Consider the following 20,293-nt stretch of genomic DNA (forward strand, 5'->3'; position numbering starts at 1 on the left):
CTGGTGCCCCAGTCCGCGACCGCGCTGCCCGTCACCCTCGACCGCGAGGCCGCGACGCCGCTGGCCGTGCAGCTCGCCGACGCCCTGCGCGACGCGGCGGCGACCGGGCACCTGCGCGGCGGCGACCGCCTGCCGTCCACCCGGGCCCTCGCCGCCCGGCTCGGCGTCAGCCGCACCGTCACCTCCGCCGCCTACGAGCAACTGCACGCCGAAGGGTGGATCACCGGGCGGCACGGTTCCGGCACGTACGTCACCACTTCACCACCCAGCGACCGACCCGTCCAACGGGTTGTGCCCGGTGAGGTCGCCGAGCCGGAGGAGTTGCTCGACCTCACCCCAGGCACGCCGTGGGCGGCGGGCATCGACCGCGCCGCGTGGCGCCGGGCCTGGCGCGCCGCCGCCGACGCGCCACCGCTGACCAGCGCGCACCGGGCCGGGCTGCCGGAGTACCGGGCGGCGATCGCCGAGCACCTGCTGCGCCACCGCGGGCTGGCGGTCGGCACCGACTCGGTGCTGGCGACCGGCGGCACCACGGCCGCGGTGTTCGAGCTGGCCGGGGCCGTCTTCCGCGCCGGGGACACGGTCGCCGTCGAGGAGCCCGGCTACCAGCGGGCGGTCGAGGCGTTGCTGAGCGCCGGGCTGAAGGTGGTCGGCGTGCCGGTCGACGGCGAGGGCCTGCGTACGGATGCGATCCCGGCCGGCGTGCGCGGGGTCTACTGCTCACCCGCGCACCAGTACCCGATGGGGTCGCGGCTGAACGCGGCCCGCCGGGTGGAACTCGTCGAGCGGGCGCGCGCCGAGAACATGCTGATCATCGAGGACGACTACGACGGCGAGCTGCGGTTCGACGTCGCGCCGCTGCCGCTGCTCGCCGCGCTCGCGCCGGATGTCGTGGTGCACCTCGGCACCACCAGCAAGATCCTCACGCCCACCCTCGGCGCGGGGTGGATGGTCGCGCCGGGTGCGGTCACGTCAGCTGTGCTCGGGCACCGCGACCGCACCGGAACGCGCCCGTCACCGGCGGGCCAGCGGGTGCTGGTCGAACTCGCGCGGCACGGCGACCTGGGTCGTCACCTGCGGAAACTTCGGCGGGAGCTGTCCGAGCGGCGGGTGCTGCTGGTGTCAGCGCTGCGGGAGGCCGGGATCACGGTGCTGGGCGACGACGCGGGCGCGCACCTGGTGGTGCCGTTCCCGTCGCCGGAGGTGGAGCGGGAGCGCCTGGCGGCAGGCCGGGTGCGGGGGATCCGCCTGGACGGGCTGGCGCGGCACTTCGCCGGCATGCCGACGGCCTTCGGCGTGGCGATCGGTTACGCGGGCTGTTCGCGCGAGGCGCTCAGTGGCGCGCTGGACACGCTGGTGGGCTTACTGCGCTGATCGGATCGGGGCAAGAGCCCGGTAGGGTGACGGCCCATGAGGAAGACGCGGGTGGCCGTGGTGTTCGGCGGCCGGAGCACCGAGCACACCATCTCGTGCCTGTCGGCGGGCAGCGTGCTGGCGAACCTGGACAGCGACCGATTCGAGGTCGTGCCCATCGGGATCACCCGCGAGGGCGGCTGGGTGCTGGGCACCGCCGATCCGAAGACCCTCACCATCCAGGACCGGCAGCTGCCCTCGGTCGACGGCGGCCAGTCGCTGGTGCTGGCAGGCGACCCGACGCGGCGCGAGCTGGTCGTCACCGAGCCGGGCGCCGAGGCGCTCGGCGGGGTCGACGTCGTCTTTCCCGTGCTGCACGGCGCCTTCGGCGAGGACGGCACGCTGCAGGGGCTGCTGGAGATGGCCGGGATCCCGTACGTCGGGCCGGGCGTGCTCGCCAGCGCCGCGGCGATGGACAAGGGCTACGCGAAGAAGCTGCTCGCCGCGGAGGGGCTGCCGGTCGGCCGCTACGTCGAGCTGCGCCGTGGTCAGTCCACTCTGGACGCCGCCGACCGGGAGCGGCTGGGCTTGCCGGTGTTCGTGAAGCCGTCGCGGGCCGGGTCGTCGATCGGCATCAGCAAGGTGACCGACTGGGCCGACCTGGACGCGGCGATCGCCCTGGCGCGCGAGACCGACCCGAAAGTGCTGGTCGAGGCGGCCGTGCCCGGGCGCGAGGTCGAGTGCGGCGTGCTGGAGTTCCCGGACGGCCGGGTGGAGGCGTCGCTGCCCGCCGAGGTGCGCGTGCTCTCCGACGACGAGTCCGCCTGGTACGACTTCGAAACGAAGTACATCGGCGAGGACGCGGAGCTGGACATCCCCGCGAAGCTGGACGATTCGGTCACCGAGAAGCTGCGCGCGCAGGCGGTGAAGGCGTTCGAGGCGCTCGACTGCCAGGGCCTGGCGCGGGTGGACTTCTTCGTGGGCCCGAACGGCGAGCTTACGGTCAACGAGGTCAACACGATGCCTGGCTTCACGTCGACCTCGGCGTACCCGAAGATGTGGCAGGTCACCGGCGTTGACTACCGCACGCTGCTGACGACGCTGATCGACACCGCGCTGGCAAGGGGCACCGGGCTGCGCTGATCCGCCCAGCGGGGGGACCGGCCTACTGGGGCGCTGGTCGTGGCGGGGCCGGCGCCGCGCTGGGCGGCTGCGCCGGAAGCACAGGCCAATTTTCCCGGCGCAGTCAGAGGCTGCGGCTGCTCAGAACCGCAGCGGCACGGCGGGCAGTGTGACCGCCACGGCGTCCGAGATCTGCTGCAGCGGGCCGGTCCCCGCGGAGTCCGGCACCGTCAGCGCGACGTACACCGGCCGGTCCACCACGTACCACGTCGACGAGCCCGGCCCCTCGACCGGCAGCCACTGCACGCCGCTGACCACGCGCAGCTGGCTGGTCGGCGTCAGCTCCGGCGGCTTGCCCAGCCCGCAGCGCAACACGATCGACTCCGGCGAACCCCACGCGACCGTCGCCTCTGGGGCGGGTTCCGCGATCGTCCGGCGCGGCAGCGCGGTGCCCTTCGAGTCCAGCTGCGCGGGCATCGCCGGGATGAGCTGCGCGCACTCGGCCGATCCGGCCTGCGGCGCGTCCACCGGCACGAGCGCCAGCGGCCCGTCGCCGTCACCGGAATCACGCATCATCAGCCCGATGACCGCGACCCCGGCGGCCAGTACGACCACCAGCACGGCCGCGACCACGAGCCGTGCCCGCGGCGGCGCCCCGGTCTCGGTGTCCGGCATCGCTTACAGGTGCACCACGGGGCAGGTCAGCGTGCGGGTGATGCCCTCGACGCCCTGCACCTTCGCGACGACGAGCTGCCCGAGCTGGTCGACGTTGTCCGCCTCGGCGCGGACGATGACGTCGTAGGGACCGGTGACATCCTCGGAGCTGGTGACGCCGGGGATCCCGGCGATCTCCGCGGCGACCGCGGCGGCCTTGCCGACTTCGGTCTGGATGAGGATGTATGCGTGGACCACGGCGCGCCCCTTCGTCTCCGGCGTCTAACTCAAGGTAGGAACGTGGTCAGAACCTACCGCACAGACCACGAATTTAGGTCATCCGACTATCGAGCGACCGAGGTGACGCATGTCAACCCACCAGGCATCCGACTCCGGCACGGTCGCCGGAATGGGTGAGTTCGGCCTCATCCGCGCCGTCACCGAGAACCGGAGACAGCCCGCGGCAACCCTCCTCGGCCCCGGTGACGACGCCGCCGTCGTCGCCGCGCCGGACGGGCGGGTCGTCGCCACCACCGACGTCCTGGTGCAGGGCGTGCACTTCCGCCTGGACTGGTCCACTCCGGACCAGGTCGGGCGCAAGGCGGTGGCGGAGAACTTCGCCGACGTGGCCGCGATGGGCGCGGTGCCCACAGCCGTCCTCGTCGGGCTCGCCTGCCCGCCGGACACCCCCGCGAAGGTGGTCCGGGAACTCAGCGACGGCCTGTGGGCGGAAGCGCAACGCGCCGGGGCGGGGGTCGTCGGCGGCGACATGGTGCGGGCGGACCAGCTGGTGGTGAGCATCACGGCACTGGGCGACCTGCAGGGACGTGAACCGGTGACGCGCTCCGGCGCGCGGCCGGGCGACATCGTCGCGGTGTCCGGGCGGCTGGGCTGGGCCGCGGCCGGCCTGGCCACGCTCGGCCGCGGGTTCCGCTCGCCGGTCGCGGTCGTCAACGCCCAGCGCGCGCCGGAACCGGACTACGCCGCCGGGCCCGCGGCCGCGATCGCCGGCGCCACGTCGATGATCGACGTCTCGGACGGCCTGCTCGCCGACCTCGGGCACATCGCCGAGGCCTCGGGCGTGGGCATCGACGTCCGGACCGAGCACCTGGAGGTCGACCGGAAACTCGTCGACATCGGCACCGCGCTGGGCGCGGACCCCATGACCTGGGTGCTGACCGGCGGCGAGGACCACGCGCTGGTCGCGACGTTCCCGTCGTTCGCCGACCTGCCCGAGGGTTGGCGGCGGATCGGCGCGGTCACGATGGCCGACTCCGGCGTGACGGTCGACGGTGAGGAGTACCACGGCGAAAGTGGCTGGGAGCACTGGCGCTGAGCCCGTTACGGTGACCCGTTGTGGACCTTCGCGTGGTTGCCTACGACGATCCGGACGCGGTCAAGCTGATCGACGCCGTGCAGCAGGAGTACGTCGTGCGCTACGGCGAAACCGACGCCACCCCGGTCGATCCGGCCGAGTTCGCGCCACCGCTGGGGTTGTTCGTCGTCGGCTACCTGGACGGGGAGCCGGTCGCCTGCGGTGGCTGGCGCGTTCGCGGTGACGCCGAGGCCGAGCTGAAGCGGATGTACGTCGTGGATGCCGCGCGGGGCAAGGGTTTCGCTCGTGCCGTGCTGGCGGAGCTGGAGCGGACGGCGCTCGACGCCGGGCGCAGGCGGCTGGTGCTGGAGACCGGTCTGAAGCAGCCGGAGGCGATCGCGTTGTACCGGTCGGCGGGCTACACGGACGTGCCTGCGTTCGGCCACTACCGGGACGATCCGCTCTCGGTGTACCTGGGCAAGGACTTGGAGGCTTCGCGTGGCGATCTACGCGCTCGGTGAACTGACCCCGTCGATCCACCCCACGGCGTTCGTGCACCCGGACGCCACGGTGATCGGCGACGTGCGGATCGGGCCGAACGCGTCGGTGTGGCCGCAGACCGTGCTGCGCGGCGACAACGGCTACATCGAGATCGGCGAGCGGTCCAACGTGCAGGACGGGTGCGTGCTGCACTGCACCGCCCAGGACCCGACGGTCCTCGGCCCGTCGTCGGCGATCGGGCACGCGGTGCACGTCGAGGGCGCGCGGATCGGCAGCGGGTGCCTGATCGCGTCGGGTTCGGTGGTGCTCAACGGAAGCGTCATCGAGGACGGCGCGATGGTCGGCGCCGGGGCAGTGCTGTCGTACTCGTCGCACGTGCCGTCCGGGCACATCGCGCTCGGGGTGCCCGCCAAGGTGCGGGAGAACAAGTCCTTCGGGCCGGAGAAGATCCAGCGCGTGGTGGACGGGTACGTCGAGCGGGCGCAGTGGTTCCGCGGCGCGCTGCGCAGGATCGACTAGGAAGTTCCGCGGGGCAGCGCGGGAGCTGCGGCTGCCAGGCATAGGCCGTCTGCGGCTAGGGCAGCTTCCAGTCGACCGGCTCGGCGCCCTGCCGCTGGAGCAGTTCGTTCGCGCGGCTGAACGGCTTCGAGCCGAAGAAGCCGTTGCGCGCGGACAGCGGGCTCGGGTGCACCGACTCGATGCACGGCACGCCCCCGAGCAGCGGCTTCAGGCTGCGCGCGTTGCTGCCCCACAGGATCGCCACCATCGGCTTGCCGCGGGCGGCCAGCGCCTTGATCGCCTGCTCGGTGACCTCTTCCCAGCCCTTGCCCTTGTGCGAGTTGGGAGAACCGGGCCGCACGGTCAGCGACCTGTTGAGCAGCAGCACGCCCTGCTCGGTCCACGGCGTGAGGTCACCGTTGGACGGCGTGGGGTAGCCCAGGTCGTCGCAGTACTCCTGGTAGATGTTGATAAGACTCTTCGGCAGCGGCCGCACGTCCGGCGCCACCGCGAAGCACAGGCCGATCGGGTGGCCGGGCGTCGGGTACGGGTCCTGGCCGACGATGAGCACCTTGACCTCGTCGAAGGGCTGCTGGAAGGCCCGCAGCACGTGCTCGCCCGCTGGCAGGTACCGGCGGCCCGCGACGATCTCCGCACGCAGGAACTCGCCCATCGCGGCGATGCGGTCCGCCACCGGGGCCAGCGCCTTGGCCCATCCCGCTTCGACGATCTCGTGCAAGGGTTTCGCAGCCACGGCGGCGTACTTTAGCGGCACCCCGGGGGGGCCAGGGGGCTTGCCCCCGGCGGGGGTGCGGGGGTTCGACCCCCGAAAGGCACCGAGGCGCGAAAAAACGGCGAGCGCTCTCCGCGAGCACTCGCCGTCCCGGGCTTCGCGCCTCAGCCGCGAACGACCTTGCCGGCCTTCAGGCACGAGGTGCAGACGTTCAGCCGCTTGCGCTGGGACACGCCGATCTTGGCGTGCACAGTCTGGATGTTCGGGTTCCAGCGGCGGTTGGTACGCCGGTGGGAGTGCGAGACGGACTTGCCGAAGCCCGGTCCCTTGCCACAGACGTCGCACACGGCAGCCACGTCGAACTCCTTTGACGATCAGGGAAGACAAAACACGCCCGGCGCGGGCCGGACACTCGGATCATAGTAAACGACGGTCCTTCGCCCTCCGGCGACCGGGTCGCTACCCTGGCCTGACCAGGGAGGAGGTCGGCGGTGCGGGCTCTGGACGAGCATGCCATCACAGCGTGGGCGGCGGCCTGCGTGCACAGCCTGGAGGTGCTGTGCCCGGCCATCAACGGCATCAACGTCTACCCGGTCGCCGACTCCGACACCGGCTCCAACCTGCTGCACACGATGTCCGGCGCGCACGCCCGCCTGGCCGCCGAACCGGACACGGACAGTGCGGTGAAGGCACTGTCCGTGCTCGCCCGTGGCGCCGTCCTCGCCGCGCGCGGCAACTCCGGCGTCATCCTCTCCCAGGTCCTCCGCGGTCTCGCCGAAACCGCGGGCACCGTCCCCGAGCTGGACGGGCCGTCGCTGGCGAAGGCTCTCGCGAACGCGCACCGCACCGCCACCGACGCGGTCGCGCGCCCGGTGCAGGGCACGATGCTCAGCGTCCTGCAGGCGGTCGCCGCCGCGGTCGCCACGCAGCCCGGCGAGCTGCCGGACGTCGTCGCCGTCGCCGCGAAGGCAGCCTCCGAGGCCCTCGAGCAGACCCCGCACCAGCTGCCGGTCCTGGCCGCGGCCGGGGTCGTGGACGCGGGCGCGCGCGGACTGGTCGCGGTCTTCGACGCCCTGGCCGGCGTGGTCACCGGCACCGAGACCCAGATCTCGCACTCCTGCGAAGCCCACCCGCACGCCGAACCGGACGCGGAGCGGGCCCCGTACGCGTGGGAGGTCATGTACCTGCTGGACGGCGTCGCCGACGCGGACGTCCCGGTCCTGCGCCGCACGCTGTCCGGCCTCGGTGACAGTGTCACCGTGGCCGGGGACGGCAGCGGGGGACACGCCGTCCACGTGCATTGCGCGGACATCGGCGCTGCCATCGAGGCCGGTCTCCGCGCCGGCCGCCCCAGCGGCATCCGCGTCGAACCGCTCATCACGCCGACCCCGATCGAGCCGCCGTCCGGGCCGGACCGCGCCGTGGTCGCCGTCGTGCACGGCGAGGAGCTGGCGGAGCTGCTGCGTGAGGAGGGCTTCGCGGTGCTCGCGGTCCCGGACCACGCCACCCCGAGCGTCGAGGAGATGCTCGGCTTGATCACCGAGCGCGCGGCCGGCCACATCACCGTCCTCGCCGGCGGAGAGAGCCTGACCAGGGCCGCCGACGACGCCGCGGGCCACCCGATGATCGGCGACCGCGACGTGGTGGTCATCCCGTGCGCGTCCCCGGTCCAGGTGCTGTCCGCGCTGGCCGTGCACGACGCCGGGCGGCGCGCGAACGACGACGTGGTGGCGATGGCCGAGGCCGCCGCCGCGACCCGGCGGGGCGAGCTCGTGGTCGCCGCCGAGGAGTCGATAACCTGGGTGGGACTGGCCCACGCCGGTGACCTGATCGGCTTCGTCGACGGCGAGGTCGTGCTCGTCGAACCGGCAGGCGCCGAGCCTGCCGAGGCCGCGATGGGCGTGCTGAACCGGATGCTGGCCGTCGGCGGCGAGCTGGTCACCGTGCTGACCGGCACCGCGGCGCCGTCCGGCCTGACGGACGAGCTGCGGGAGCGGTTGCGGGCCGAGCGACCGGAGGTGGAGTTCGTGGATTACCCCGGCGGCCAGGCCGACGCCGTGCTGCTGATCGGTGTGGAGTGAACGCGTGACCGGACTGCGTGACAAGCTGCCCCCGCTGCTCGGCGCCAAGACCGCGAAGGCGCTCGCCGAGTCGCTGGACATCCACACTGTCGCCGACCTGCTGCGGCACTACCCGCGCCGGTACGCCGAACGCGGCGAGCTGACGAACATCGCGGGACTGGAGATCGGTGAGCACGCGACCGTGATGGCGCGCGTCGAGAAGGTCAACATGCGCCGCATGCGCAACAAGCCGGGGCACATCCTGGAGCTGGTCATCACCGACGGCCAGCGGCGGCTCTCGTGCGCGTTCTTCGGCCGCCCGCACCAGCACGAGCGGCAGCTGCGGCTGGGCCGCACCGGGTTGTTCGCGGGCAAGGTCACCGCGTTCCGCAACACGCTGCAGCTGGCCAACCCCGAGTACCAGATGCTCGACGGCGACGACGACAGCGCGATGGACGACTTCGTCGGCGCGATCATCCCGGTCTACCCGGCGGCGGCCGGGATGCCGTCGTGGTCGATCGCGCGGTGCGTCCGCCAGGTGCTCGACACGCTGGAGCGCGAAGAGGACCCGATGCCGCGTGAGTTGCTCGACGGCTACCAGCTCATGGACCTGTTCGACGCGCTGCACAACATCCACCGCCCCAAGGACCACGACGCGCTGGAGGCCGCGCGGGATCGGCTGAAGTGGGACGAGGCCATGGCGGTGCAGCTGATCTTCGCGCAGCGCCGGTTCTCCACGGTGTCGCGGCCCGCGCCCGCCTGCGCGCGCACGAAGGACGGCCTGCTCGACGCGTTCGACCAGCGGCTGCCGTTCGAGCTGACCGAAGGCCAGCGCGCGGTGGGCGAGGACATCGCCGCCGACCTGTCCGGCGAGCACCCGATGAACCGGTTGCTGCAGGGCGAGGTTGGCAGCGGCAAGACGGTCGTGGCGCTGCGGGCGATGCTGCAGGTGGTCGACTCCGGTCGCCAGGCCGCGATGCTCGCGCCGACAGAGGTGCTCGCCGCGCAGCACGCCCGGTCGTTGCGCGAGATGCTCGGCGACCTCGGGCAGGCGGGGGAGCTGGGCGCCGCGGAGAACGCGACGAAGGTGACGTTGCTGACCGGGTCGATGTCGACGAAGGAACGCAAGCAGGCGCTGCTGGACACCGCGAGCGGCGCGGCGGGGATCGTCGTCGGCACGCACGCGCTGATCCAGGACACGGTGTCGTTCGCGGACCTCGGGCTCGTCGTGGTGGACGAGCAGCACCGGTTCGGCGTCGAGCAGCGGGACGCGCTGCGGTCCCGCGCGGCCAACGGCGGCAGCCCGCACGTACTGGTCATGACCGCGACGCCGATCCCGCGCACGGTCGCGATGACGGTGTACGGCGACCTGGAGACCTCCGCGCTGCGGCACATGCCGGTCGGGCGGTCGCCGATCAAGACGAGCGTCGTGCCGGTGGCCGAGAAGCCGGCGTGGCTGGACCGCGCGTGGCAGCGGCTGGTCGAGGAGGTCCGCAAGGGGCACCAGGCCTACGTGGTGTGCCCGCGGATCGGCGACGAGCCCGCGTCGAACAACAGCGACCGCCGCCCGCCGCTGGCGGTGCTCGACGTCGCCGCCGAACTGGAGAACGGGCCGCTGTCCGAGCTGCGGCTCGGGATCCTGCACGGCCGGATGCCGCCCGACGAGAAGGACGCCGTGATGCGCGCGTTCGCCGCGGGCAAGCTGGACGTGCTGGTCGCGACCACGGTGATCGAGGTCGGCGTGAACGTGCCGAACGCGACGATGATGGTGATCATGGACGCCGACCGGTTCGGGGTGAGCCAGCTGCACCAGCTGCGCGGCCGGGTCGGCCGGGGCAGTGTGCCCGGGTTGTGCCTGCTGGTCACCGAGACGCTGGACGGCACGGCGACGCGGGAGCGGCTGGCCGCGGTGGAGTCCACAACGGACGGCTTCGAACTGTCCCGGTTGGACCTGGAGCTGCGGCGCGAAGGCGACATCCTGGGTGCGGCCCAGTCCGGCAAGCGGTCCGGGCTGAAGCTGCTGTCGCTGCTGCGGGACGAGGACGTGATCGCGGCCGCGCGGGAGCGGGCGCAGGAGATCGTGAGCGGCGACCCGGCGCTGGAGCGGCATCCCGGCCTGGCGCACATGGTGTCCGACCTGGTCGACGAGGATCGTGCGGAGTACCTGGAGAAGTCCTGACGCACGATCGGGCGACGGCCCGAGTTGTGCCTGATCCACAGCGGAGCAACGCTGAGGCGTGCTCAAGACTGGATTACGCGCGGTCATCGGTTCGGCACTGCTCGTCCTCGGCGCCGTGGCGCCGGCTTCGGCCGCGCCTGGCGCGCTGCAGAACCCGCCGAGCTGGGCCCTGGACCGGATCGACCAGCGCGACAAGGCCGTTGACCAGACGTACCACTACGACAGCACCGGCGAGGGCGTCACGGTGTACGTGATCGACACCGGTGTCGACGCGGCGCAGCCCGATCTCGCCGGGCGGGTCGACCCGGGCAAGGACTTCGTGGGCGGCACCGACAACCCGGCCGACGGCAACGGTGACGGGACGCGGATGGCCGGGGTAGTCGCGGGCAAGGAGTTCGGCGTCGCGAAGGCCGCGCGGATCGTGCCGGTCAAGGTGCTCGACGACAAGGGCAACGGGCGGCTCAACAACATCATCTCGGGCATCGACTGGGTCACCCAGAACGCGAAGCAGCCGGCGGTCGCGGTGATCGGCTTCGGCGGCCCGGCGTCCGACGGCCTGGACAACGCGGTGCGGCGGTTGATCGGCGTGATGCCGGTGGTCGCGGCGGCGGGCTGGTCGGGAGTGGACTCGTCGTTCTCGTCGCCGGCGCGGATCCCGGAGCTGCTGACCGTCGGAGCGGTCGACCGGACGGACGCCTTCGCGCCGAAGTCCAACTTCGGGCTGGGGGTCGACCTGCTCGCGCCCGGGGTGGACGTGCCCTCGACGGCGCCCGGGAGCACTTCGGCCACGCCCTTCTCGGGCACCTCGATGGCCGCCGCGTTCGTCGCCGGCGCGGCCGCGCTCTACCGGGAAGAACACCCCGACGACACACCTGAGCAGGTCGTTAACGCACTGATCAACAACTCCACGCCGGACGTGCTGACGGGCCTGCCGCAAGGCACCCCGAACCGGCTGCTGTACACGTTGTTCGAGGAGCCCGCCCCGGAAAGCTGAGTTAGCCTGAGAATCTCCAATTACCCCCGCACTTCTGTGCGGCATGCGCACGTCCCGGATGATGTCCATCACCCGGGACAGAACTCCCGACGAGCGGGATCGGCAGGGTAACGTCACAGCACTACCGATCCGTGAACAGGGAAGGACCGGGCATGTTTCGCAAGGTGCTGGTCGCCAACCGCGGGGAGATCGCCATCCGGGCGTTCCGCGCGGGCTACGAGCTGGGCGCGGGCACAGTGGCGGTGTTCCCCCACGAGGACCGCAACTCGCTGCACCGTCTGAAGGCCGACGAAGCCTACGAGATCGGCGAGCCGGGACACCCGGTCCGCGCCTACCTCGACGTCGAGGAGATCGTCGGCGCCGCGCGGAAAGCCGGCGCGGACGCGGTCTACCCCGGTTACGGATTCCTGTCCGAGAACCCCGATCTCGCGCGCGCGTGCGAGGAAGCCGGCATCACCTTCGTCGGCCCGAGCGCGGAAATCCTGGAACTGACGGGCAACAAGGCGCGCGCGGTCGCGGCCGCCCGCGACGCCGGCGTGCCGGTGCTCGGCTCGTCCCAGCCGTCGACGGACATCGACGAGCTGACCGCGGCCGCCGAGGAAATCGGTTTCCCCGTGTTCGTCAAGGCCGTCGCCGGTGGTGGCGGCCGCGGAATGCGCCGCGTCAACGACCCCGCCCACCTGCGCGAGTCGGTCGAGGCCGCGATGCGCGAGGCCGAATCGGCTTTCGGCGACCCCACCGTGTTCCTGGAAAAGGCCGTCGTCGACCCGCGGCACATCGAGGTCCAGATCCTCGCCGACGGCGCGGGCAACGTCATCCACCTCTTCGAGCGCGACTGCTCGGTGCAGCGGCGGCACCAGAAGGTCATCGAGCTGGCCCCGGCGCCGAACCTCGACCCCGAGCTGCGCGACCGCATCTGCAATGACGCCGTCGCGTTCGCCCGCAAGATCGGCTACCGCAACGCGGGCACCGTCGAGTTCCTGCTCGACCGGGACGGCAACCACGTCTTCATCGAGATGAACCCGCGCATCCAGGTCGAGCACACGGTGACCGAGGAGGTCACCGACGTCGACCTGGTGCAGTCGCAGCTGCGCATCGCCGCCGGCGAGACGCTGGCGGACCTCGGCCTGTCGCAGGAGAAGGTCTACCTGCGCGGCGCCGCGATGCAGTGCCGCATCACCACCGAGGACCCGGCCAACGGGTTCCGCCCGGACACCGGCATGATCAGCGCCTACCGCTCGCCCGGCGGCTCCGGCATCCGCCTCGACGGCGGCACCGCGTTCGCGGGCACCGAGATCAGCGCGCACTTCGACTCGATGCTGGTGAAGCTCACCTGCCGCGGCCGTGACTTCAAGACCGCGGTGGGCCGCGCCCGCCGTGCCCTCGCAGAGTTCCGCATCCGCGGCGTTTCCACGAACATCCCGTTCCTGCAGGCCGTGCTCGACGACCCGGACTTCGCGGCCGGGCGCGTCACCACCTCGTTCATCGAGGAGCGCCCGCACCTGCTGACCGCGCGGCACTCGGCCGACCGCGGCACCCGCCTGCTGACCTACCTCGCCGACGTCACGGTCAACAAGCCGCACGGCGAACGCCCGCGGCTGATCGACCCGACCACGAAGCTGCCGTCGCTGCCCTCGGGTGAGGCCGCCGCCGGGTCGAAGCAGAAGCTGACCGAGCTGGGCCCGGAGGGGTTCGCCCGCTGGCTGCGGGAGTCGCCGACGCTGGGTGTCACGGACACGACGTTCCGCGACGCGCACCAGTCCCTGCTCGCGACCCGCGTGCGCACCAAGGACCTGCTGGCCGTCGCGCCGGTCGTGGCGCACACGCTGCCGCAGCTGCTGTCGCTGGAGTGCTGGGGCGGCGCGACCTACGACGTGGCGCTGCGGTTTCTCGCCGAGGACCCGTGGGAGCGGCTGGCGCAGCTGCGGGAAGCGGTGCCGAACATCTGCCTGCAGATGCTGCTGCGTGGCCGGAATACCGTCGGCTACACGCCGTACCCGACCGAGGTGACCAACGCTTTCGTCGAGGAGGCCACCAACACCGGCATCGACATCTTCCGCATCTTCGACGCCTTCAACGACGTCGAGCAGATGCGCCCGGCCATCGAGGCCGTGCGGGAGACCGGGAAGGCCGTCGCCGAGGTGGCGCTCTGCTACACCTCGGACCTGTCCGACCCCGGGGAGAAGCTCTACACGCTGGACTACTACCTCAAGCTGGCCGAGCAGATCGTCGGCGCCGGGGCGCACGTGCTGGCGATCAAGGACATGGCCGGCCTGCTGCGCGCGCCCGCCGCGGAGAAGCTGGTTTCCGCGCTGCGCAAGGAGTTCGACCTCCCGGTGCACATCCACACCCACGACACCGCGGGTGGTCAGCTGGGCACCTACCTCGCCGCGATCGGCGCGGGTGCGGACGCGGTGGACGGCGCGGTCGCGTCGATGGCCGGGACGACCTCGCAGCCGTCGCTCTCGGCGATAGTCGCGGCCACCGACCACTCGGCACGGCCGTCCGGGCTGAGCCTGCGCGCGGTCGGCGACCTGGAGCCGTACTGGGAGATCGTGCGCAAGATCTACGCGCCGTTCGAGGCGGGCCTGGCCTCGCCGACCGGCCGCGTGTACGACCACGAGATCCCCGGCGGCCAGCTGTCCAACCTGCGCACGCAGGCCAAGGCGCTGGGCCTGGGCGACCGCTTCGAGGAGATCGAGGCGATGTACGCGGCGGCCGACAAGATCCTGGGCCACCTGGTCAAGGTCACGCCGTCGTCCAAGGTGGTCGGCGACCTCGCGCTGCACCTGGTCGGTGCGGGTGTCGAGCCGGAGAAGTTCGAGGCCGAGCCGAACCGCTACGACATCCCGGACTCGGTGATCGGGTTCCTGCGCGGCGAGCTGGGCGACCCGCCCGGCGGCTGGCCGGAGCCGTTCCGCACCAAGGCGCTGGAGGGCCGCGCCGAGCCGAAGCCGGTCGCGGAGCTGTCCGCCGAGGACCGCGAGGGACTGGCCAAGGACCGCCGCGCGACGCTGAACCGCCTGCTGTTCCCCGGGCCCGCCAAGGAGTTCGAGGAGCACCGCCGCGCCTACGGCGACACCAGCGTGCTGCCCAGCAAGGACTTCTTCTACGGTCTGCGCCCGGGCGAGGAGTACGCCGTCGACCTGGAACCCGGCGTGCGCCTGCTGTTCGAGCTGGAGGCCATCGGTGAGGCCGACGAGCGCGGCATGCGGACCGTGATGGCCACGCTGAACGGCCAGCTGCGCCCGATCCAGGTGCGCGACCGGTCGGTGGCCGCGGACCTGCCCGCCGCGGAGAAGGCCGACAAGTCCGACCCGAAGCAGGTCGCCGCGCCGTTCGCGGGTGTGGTCACGCTGTCGGTGGCCGAGGGCGACGAGGTCGCCGCGGGCGCCACGGTGGCGACCATCGAGGCGATGAAGATGGAGGCCGCGATCACCGCGTCCGAGTCCGGGAAGGTCGCCCGCCTGGCGATCAACTCGGTCCAGCAGGTCGAGGGCGGCGACCTGCTGATCGTGCTGGAGTAAAACCGCGTGCGGCGGCCCGCCGGCCGTCGTTAGGGTCGGCGCCGTGCTGATTCAGGCGGTGCCGCAGTGGCAAGGGGCCCGGACCTCCCGGGCGGGCGATCTGCCCGCGGGGTGCCGGGCCCTTTCCGCGTTCGCGGCGGAGGTGCTCGACGTGCCGGTGCGTGAGGTCCGGCTGGCGACGGGCGGGACGCCCGTCGCGGACGGGATCGCGAACCGGGAAGCGTTGCTGGACAACAAGAAGCGGCACGCCGACGCGCTGGCGGACGGGCCGGTGCTCACGGTCGGCGGGGACTGCGCGGCCGGCCTGGTGCCGGTCGCCGCCGCCCGCGCCCGGCACGGTAAGCGGTTCGGCGTGCTGTGGTTCGACGCGCACGCCGACCTCAACACACCGGCCAGTTCACCGTCGGGCGCGTTCCACGGGATGGTCCTGCGGTCACTGCTGGGCGACGGCGACCCTGCGTTCGCGGCCGCGCCCGCGCTGGAGCCGGGCCGCGCGGTGCTCGTCGGCGCCCGGGCTTTCGATCCGGCGGAACGGGACGAAATCGAGGCGGGCCGGGCCCGGCTGGTTACGGGAGAACCGTCGCGGATTGTCGCCGAAGTCCGCGATGCCGGTATCGAACGGCTGTACGTGCATGTTGATCTCGACGTGCTGGACCCGTCCGAGTTCGCCGGAATGGACTACCCGGAACCCGATGGGATGAGCGTGACGCAGCTCGTCCTTGGGCTGCGTGCGCTCGCGGAGTTCGAGGTCGTCGGCGCGGGCCTCACCGAATGCGTTACCGGCAAACGGGAGGAACTGGCGATTCTGTCACCCGTGCTGCACACCATTGGCGAATTACTTCGCTAATACAAGCGATTTCGCCCGGCGCGTGCTTGAATGAGGTTCGTGGGTAGCGCAGGCGGAGTCGCCGGCGCCGTTGGTGAACTCCTGCACACGGCGCTCGGCCAGGTTGTCCCGATCCGGATTCGTTGCTGGGACGGCAGTGAAACCGGCCCGCCGGACGCGCCGGTGCTGCACATCAGGCACCGCCGGGCGCTGCGCCGCCTGCTGTGGGCGCCCAACGAGGTGGGCGTCGCACGGGCGCACGTCGCGGGCGAGCTCGATGTCGAGGGGCCGTTCGTGGCAGCCCTGGAACGGCTGCATGACCTGGTCTACGACGTCGACTTCGACGTGGACCTGACGTGGTCGGTGCGCCGGGATCTCGCGAAGACGGCGCTGAAGCTGGGCATCGTGGGGTTCCCGCCGAAGCCGCCGCCCGAGGAGATCAAGCTCGCCGGGCGCATGCACTCCCGCCGTCGCGACGCGGCCGCCGTCTCGCACCACTACGACGTGGGCAACGACTTCTACGCACTGGTGCTCGGGCCGTCGATGACGTACTCGTGCGCGGTGTGGGCGAAGCCGGAGACCACGCTGGAGGAGGCGCAGACCGCGAAGGTCGACCTGGTGGCGCGCAAGCTCGGGCTGCGTGAGGGCATGCGGGTGCTCGACGTCGGTTGCGGCTGGGGCACGTTCGTCATCCACGCGGCCAAGGAGTACGGCGCGCACGCGGTCGGCGTCACGCTGTCGCAGGCGCAGGCCGACTTCGCGCGCAAGCGGGTCGCCGAGGAGGGCTTGTCGGACCTCGTGGAGATCCGGGTGCAGGACTACCGCGAGGTGTCCGACGGCCCGTTCGACGCGATCTCCAGCATCGGGATGGCCGAGCACGTGGGCGCGTCGATGCTGCCGGTGTACGCGAAGTCGCTGTTCGAGCTGCTGCGCCCGGAAGGGCGGCTGCTCAACCACGCCATCTCGCGGCACCCGTCGGTGCCGCCGCGCAACCAGAAGACGTCGTTCATCGACCGGTACGTCTTCCCGGACGGCGAGCTGGAGCCGGTCAGCGTGATGGCGGGCGCGCTCGAAGAGGCCGGGTTCGAGGTGCGTGACGTCGAGGCGCTGCGCGAGCACTACGGGCGCACGTTGCGCGCGTGGGTCGCGAACCTGGAGGCGAACTGGGACGAAGCCGTTCGCCTGAGCGGCGCCGGACGGGCCCGCGTGTGGCGGCTGTACATGGCCGCGTGCGCGCTGAGCTTCGAAAGCGGCGCGATCGGGGTGAACCAGGTCCTCGCCGTGAAGCCGACGGCACGCGGCGGCAGCGGGATGCCGCCGGTGCGCACCGCCTGGTTGTCCTAGTCGCGGGCGAGGCCGGCCACCAGCTCGTAGGAGCGCAGGCGGTCGGCCTCGCCGTGGACCATCGTGGTGATCATGATCTCGTCGGCGCCGGTGTCGGCGACCAGGGTCTCCAGACCTTTCCGGACGGTCGACGGGGAGCCGTGGATCGTCGTGCCGAGGCGCTCGTCCACGAAGTGCCGGTCGATGTCCGAGTACGGGTACTCGGCGGCCTCCTCGGGTGACGGCAGCGGAATCGGGTTGCCGCGGCGCAACTGGAGGAACTGCAGGCCGCTGGGCCCGGCCAGCCACCGCGCCTGCTCGTCGGTGTCGGCGCAGATCACCGCCGCGCCGAGCATCACGTACGGCTCGGACAGCGCCTCTGAAGGCCGGAACGACTCGCGGTACAGCTCGACCGCCGGGATCGTGTTGCGGGCGCTGAAGTGGTGGGCGAACGCGAACGGCAACCCGAGCGAGCCGGCCAGCCGCGCGCTGAAGCCGCTCGACCCGAGCAGCCACACCGGCGGCTTGTACCTCGGCACCGCGCGCACCGTGCCCTCGCCGTCGAAGTAGCCCATCAGCTCGGTCAGCTGTTGCGGGAAGTCGTCCGCGCCCAGCGCCTGCGGGGACCGGCGCAGCGCGAGCGCCGTGCGCTGGTCGGTGCCGGGGGCGCGGCCGATGCCGAGGTCGATGCGGCCGGGGTGGAAGGCCTCCAGCATCCCGAACTGCTCGGCCACCACGAGCGGCGCGTGGTTGGGCAGCATGATGCCGCCGGAACCGACGCGGATGGTCTCGGTGGCCCCCGCGACGTGGCTCATCAGGACGGTCGTGGCCGAGCTCGCCACGCCCGGCATGTTGTGGTGCTCGGCCACCCAGAACCGGCGGTAGCCGAGCCGCTCGGCGTGCCGGGCCAGCTCGACGGAGCCGCGGAGCGCGGTGCGCGCGTCCGCGCCGCTCGGGATGGGGGACAGGTCCAGCACGGACAACGCGACATCGGACAGAGGCTTCACGGCAACGTCCAACGCGGCCCCGGCCTCGGCTCTTCCCGGTTTTGTCGTACCCCGCCGTTACCGTGCGCCCATGGATCTCACCGTCTCCACCGCCGTCCTGGCAGCCTCGACGGCGGAGGCGGTGCGGCTGCTCCCCGCGCCCGCGCTCGGCGGCGTTCTGCTCACGGCGGGGGCAGACGGTCTCGGGGTCGCCGCGGTGGCCCCGGACCACGCGCTCCGGCTTGAACGTCCGGCACTGGTCCACACCGGCGGCGAGGCGCTCGTGCCGCTCCGTCCGCTGGCCGAGACGGTGCGGGCGCTGGACGCCGAGGAGCTGCGGGTGTCGGTCGAGGAGACCAGGCTGGTCGTGCGCGCGCCCGGCGGCCGGTTCGCATTGCCGCTGCTGGACCGCGGGCTGCACCCCGGGATCGCGGCCCCACCGCAGGCCGCGGGTTCGGTGGCGGGTCCCACCCTGCGCGGGGCGCTGGAGGCGGTGGCGAGCGCGGCGTCGCGGGAGGCCGCGTTGCCGATCTTCACTGGTGTGCGCATGTGGACCGAAGGCGGCGTGCTGACCCTGCTGGCCACCGACCGCTACCGGATGGCGCTGGCCACCCTGGACTGGACCGGCGGCCGGCTGGACGCCTTGGCGCCCGCGGCCGCGCTGTCCGCTTTGGCGCGCGGGCTCGGGGCGGCGCCGTCGGTCGGGCTCGGCGCCGATTCCGACCGGCTCGGCCTTAGCTGGGGGCCGGACTCGTTCGCCACCGCGCTACTGGGGGTGCCGTTCCCGGACGAGCGGGCGCGCGAGCTCGTCCGGGCCCAGCCGTCAGGCGCGGTCGAGCTGGACGCCGAGGCCCTCGTCGCGGCCCTGCGCCGGGCCTCGCCCTACGCCGGGCCGCGCGGCACCGTGACCCTCGCCGGCTGGGACGGCGAGCTGCGGGTGATCAGCAGTGATCCGCACAGCGGGGAATCGGAGCAGGTGGTCAAGGCGAGCGTCTCCGGCGGCCGGATGAGCGCCACCTACCAGGCGCGCTACCTGCTCGACGCGCTGCGGCCGTTCGCCGGGCGGACGGTACGGATCGAGCACCAGGAGGGGCTGCGCCCGACGGTGTTCACCGCCCCGCCGGAGGGCGGCGCGGCGATGACCTGCGTGGTGGTCCCGATGCGGGTGTGACGGTTACGAGCCGGGGACCGAGCCGATCGCGGGCGGGGACGGCACGCCGCCGGTCACGACCGTGCCCAGCGTCTCCTGCCAGGCCCGCTGCCACAGCCCGGCCGTCTCGATCTTGCGCAGCCACTCGTTGACGAACCGCTTGAACGAGTCGTCGTCGAGCTTGAGGCCGATGCCGTACGGCTCGCTGGTGAACGGCTGCCCGCTGATCTGCAGCTTCGAGTCCAGTTGCGCCTCGCCGGCCAGCACGGTCAGGTCGTGCACGTACGCGTCGCCCTTGCCCTGCTCCAGCGCCTGCACGCACTCCTCGGCGGTGCCGAACGTGGTGATCTTCGCGCCGGGCGCCTGCTGCTGGATCGCCGCGACGCTGGTCGTCCCGGTGACCGCGAGCACGGTCTTGCCGTTGAGGTCGCCGGGGTCGTCGATGCCGGTGGTGCCCTTGAGGGTGGCGATCGCCTGCCCGGACAGCAGGTACGGCCCGGCGAACGCGACCCGCTGCGCCCGCTCCGCGGTGATCGTGTAGATCCGGATCACCGCGTCCACCGTGCCCGTTTTCAACATCGCTTCCCGGGTTTCCGGTGTGGTCGTCACGATGTTGACGTTTGGCCGACCGATGATGTATTTCGCGAGCATTTTTCCAAGCGTCGCGTCGAATCCGTCGGTGCTCCCGGTGATCGGATTCCGTTGCGACAGCAGGGGCAGGTTCTCGTCGCCGCCGATGACCAGGGTCCCGCGGGCCTTGATGGCCTGCGCCGTCGGGCTGGCCGCCAGATCCGCTTCGCCGGCCACCGGTGCTTCACCGATGACGCCCTGACCAGCCGAAACCTCGCCGCCGCTGCTCGCGTTGTCGTCGCCGGTACAGGCGACGGCCGTTGTGAGCAGCGCCGCGGCGAGGCCGATCGAGGCCGCCGTACGGCGCGCAGCACGCACCCAACCCGCCATTTGGTGCTCCATCCACAGTCCCGTGACACCACGAAGAGACGATCGGTCTCGCCGTGCATGGTAAATGCCCGGGAAATGACGGAGGTTGACCTCGGCGCCGCTTTTTTCGTGA

General features: G+C 72.1%; 18 protein-coding genes. 12 read left to right on the forward strand and 6 right to left on the reverse strand.

Going from position 1 to position 20,293, the window contains the following annotated elements; genetic code table 11:
* The first annotated feature begins 3 nt into the window (after window positions 1–3).
* Window positions 4–1,374, forward strand: a complete 1,371-nt coding sequence (pdxR, locus tag AMETH_RS07715; RefSeq protein ID WP_017987492.1) for a MocR-like pyridoxine biosynthesis transcription factor PdxR — start codon at window positions 4–6, stop codon at window positions 1,372–1,374.
* A gap of 36 nt (window positions 1,375–1,410) precedes the next feature.
* Entirely contained in the window at window positions 1,411–2,496 is a 1,086-nt protein-coding gene (locus tag AMETH_RS07720) for a D-alanine--D-alanine ligase family protein (RefSeq protein WP_038531956.1), read from the forward strand.
* A gap of 120 nt (window positions 2,497–2,616) precedes the next feature.
* On the opposite strand, the gene AMETH_RS07725 is transcribed toward AMETH_RS07720, so the two are convergent.
* Complete coding sequence (locus AMETH_RS07725) at window positions 2,617–3,150, reverse strand: DUF3515 domain-containing protein (RefSeq protein WP_017987494.1); 534 nt, start codon at window positions 3,148–3,150, stop codon at window positions 2,617–2,619.
* Between the two features lie 3 nt (window positions 3,151–3,153).
* Window positions 3,154–3,387, reverse strand: a complete 234-nt coding sequence (locus tag AMETH_RS07730; protein WP_017987495.1) for an Lrp/AsnC ligand binding domain-containing protein — start codon at window positions 3,385–3,387, stop codon at window positions 3,154–3,156.
* 109 nt (window positions 3,388–3,496) lie between these two features.
* On the opposite strand from AMETH_RS07730, the gene AMETH_RS07735 reads away from it, so the two are divergent.
* From AMETH_RS07735 to AMETH_RS07745, 3 genes are read left to right on the forward strand one after another with little or no spacing between them, the layout of a single operon-like run.
* Window positions 3,497–4,465 (forward strand): thiamine-phosphate kinase, encoded by a 969-nt coding sequence (locus AMETH_RS07735; RefSeq protein WP_017987496.1) that lies wholly within the window; start codon window positions 3,497–3,499, stop codon window positions 4,463–4,465.
* Between the two features lie 20 nt (window positions 4,466–4,485).
* Window positions 4,486–4,965, forward strand: a complete 480-nt coding sequence (locus AMETH_RS07740) for a GNAT family N-acetyltransferase (protein WP_017987497.1) — start codon at window positions 4,486–4,488, stop codon at window positions 4,963–4,965.
* Window positions 4,943–5,464 (forward strand): gamma carbonic anhydrase family protein, encoded by a 522-nt coding sequence (locus AMETH_RS07745; RefSeq protein WP_017987498.1) that lies wholly within the window; start codon window positions 4,943–4,945, stop codon window positions 5,462–5,464. The genes AMETH_RS07740 and AMETH_RS07745 overlap by 23 nt, the downstream gene beginning before the upstream one ends.
* Window positions 5,465–5,519: 55 nt before the next feature.
* Here AMETH_RS07745 and AMETH_RS07750 read toward each other — a convergent pair whose 3' ends face one another.
* Together AMETH_RS07750 and rpmB are read right to left on the reverse strand one after the other, a co-directional pair.
* Window positions 5,520–6,197, reverse strand: coding sequence for a uracil-DNA glycosylase (locus AMETH_RS07750; RefSeq protein WP_026153911.1), 678 nt, complete (start codon window positions 6,195–6,197; stop codon window positions 5,520–5,522).
* A 143-nt stretch (window positions 6,198–6,340) separates the two neighbouring features.
* Window positions 6,341–6,532: a 50S ribosomal protein L28 gene (gene rpmB / locus AMETH_RS07755; RefSeq protein WP_017987500.1), complete on the reverse strand. Its 192-nt coding sequence runs from the start codon at window positions 6,530–6,532 to the stop codon at window positions 6,341–6,343.
* Between the two features lie 135 nt (window positions 6,533–6,667).
* Here rpmB and AMETH_RS07760 point away from each other — a divergent pair, with 135 nt between their 5' ends.
* The 6 genes from AMETH_RS07760 (at window position 6,668) to AMETH_RS07785 (ending at window position 17,106) form a co-directional block, all read left to right on the forward strand.
* Window positions 6,668–8,257 (forward strand): DAK2 domain-containing protein, encoded by a 1,590-nt coding sequence (locus AMETH_RS07760; RefSeq protein WP_017987501.1) that lies wholly within the window; start codon window positions 6,668–6,670, stop codon window positions 8,255–8,257.
* 4 nt (window positions 8,258–8,261) lie between these two features.
* The gene (recG, locus tag AMETH_RS07765; RefSeq protein WP_017987502.1) at window positions 8,262–10,415 is read left to right on the forward strand and encodes an ATP-dependent DNA helicase RecG; all 2,154 of its coding nucleotides are present in this window, start codon (window positions 8,262–8,264) and stop codon (window positions 10,413–10,415) included.
* A 58-nt stretch (window positions 10,416–10,473) separates the two neighbouring features.
* Complete coding sequence (locus tag AMETH_RS07770; protein WP_017987503.1) at window positions 10,474–11,409, forward strand: S8 family peptidase; 936 nt, start codon at window positions 10,474–10,476, stop codon at window positions 11,407–11,409.
* A 152-nt stretch (window positions 11,410–11,561) separates the two neighbouring features.
* On the forward strand, window positions 11,562–14,936 hold the full coding sequence (locus AMETH_RS07775; RefSeq protein WP_017987504.1) for a pyruvate carboxylase: 3,375 nt from the start codon (window positions 11,562–11,564) through the stop codon (window positions 14,934–14,936).
* 43 nt (window positions 14,937–14,979) lie between these two features.
* Window positions 14,980–15,783 carry an arginase family protein gene (locus AMETH_RS07780; RefSeq protein WP_017987505.1) on the forward strand — a complete coding sequence of 268 codons (804 nt, stop codon included), beginning with the start codon at window positions 14,980–14,982 and terminating at the stop codon, window positions 15,781–15,783.
* Window positions 15,784–15,822: 39 nt separating this feature from the next.
* The gene (locus AMETH_RS07785; RefSeq protein ID WP_026153912.1) at window positions 15,823–17,106 is read left to right on the forward strand and encodes an SAM-dependent methyltransferase; all 1,284 of its coding nucleotides are present in this window, start codon (window positions 15,823–15,825) and stop codon (window positions 17,104–17,106) included.
* On the opposite strand, the gene AMETH_RS07790 is transcribed toward AMETH_RS07785, so the two are convergent.
* Entirely contained in the window at window positions 17,103–18,092 is a 990-nt protein-coding gene (locus AMETH_RS07790) for an LLM class flavin-dependent oxidoreductase (protein WP_017987507.1), read from the reverse strand. The genes AMETH_RS07785 and AMETH_RS07790 overlap by 4 nt on opposite strands.
* Before the next feature lie 70 nt (window positions 18,093–18,162).
* Here AMETH_RS07790 and AMETH_RS07795 point away from each other — a divergent pair, with 70 nt between their 5' ends.
* Window positions 18,163–19,242, forward strand: a complete 1,080-nt coding sequence (locus AMETH_RS07795; RefSeq protein WP_017987508.1) for a DNA polymerase III subunit beta — start codon at window positions 18,163–18,165, stop codon at window positions 19,240–19,242.
* Window positions 19,243–19,245: 3 nt separating this feature from the next.
* Here the strand turns inward: AMETH_RS07795 and AMETH_RS07800 are convergent, their stop codons facing one another.
* Window positions 19,246–20,181, reverse strand: coding sequence for a glutamate ABC transporter substrate-binding protein (locus AMETH_RS07800; RefSeq protein WP_017987509.1), 936 nt, complete (start codon window positions 20,179–20,181; stop codon window positions 19,246–19,248).
* Between the last annotated feature and the right edge of the window lie 112 nt (window positions 20,182–20,293).

It is taken from the genome of Amycolatopsis methanolica 239 (assembly GCF_000739085.1).
In the GTDB taxonomy this organism is placed as follows: domain Bacteria; phylum Actinomycetota; class Actinomycetes; order Mycobacteriales; family Pseudonocardiaceae; genus Amycolatopsis_E; species Amycolatopsis_E methanolica.

Coding starts and splice junctions, on each gene's coding strand:
- AMETH_RS07725 (WP_017987494.1), bottom strand. CDS start 3,150: ATGCCGGACACCGAGACCGGGGCGCCGCCGCGGGCACGGCTCGTGGTC.
- AMETH_RS07800 (WP_017987509.1), bottom strand. CDS start 20,181: ATGGCGGGTTGGGTGCGTGCTGCGCGCCGTACGGCGGCCTCGATCGGC.
- AMETH_RS07795 (WP_017987508.1), top strand. CDS start 18,163: ATGGATCTCACCGTCTCCACCGCCGTCCTGGCAGCCTCGACGGCGGAG.
- AMETH_RS07775 (WP_017987504.1), top strand. CDS start 11,562: ATGTTTCGCAAGGTGCTGGTCGCCAACCGCGGGGAGATCGCCATCCGG.
- AMETH_RS07720 (WP_038531956.1), top strand. CDS start 1,411: ATGAGGAAGACGCGGGTGGCCGTGGTGTTCGGCGGCCGGAGCACCGAG.
- AMETH_RS07735 (WP_017987496.1), top strand. CDS start 3,497: ATGTCAACCCACCAGGCATCCGACTCCGGCACGGTCGCCGGAATGGGT.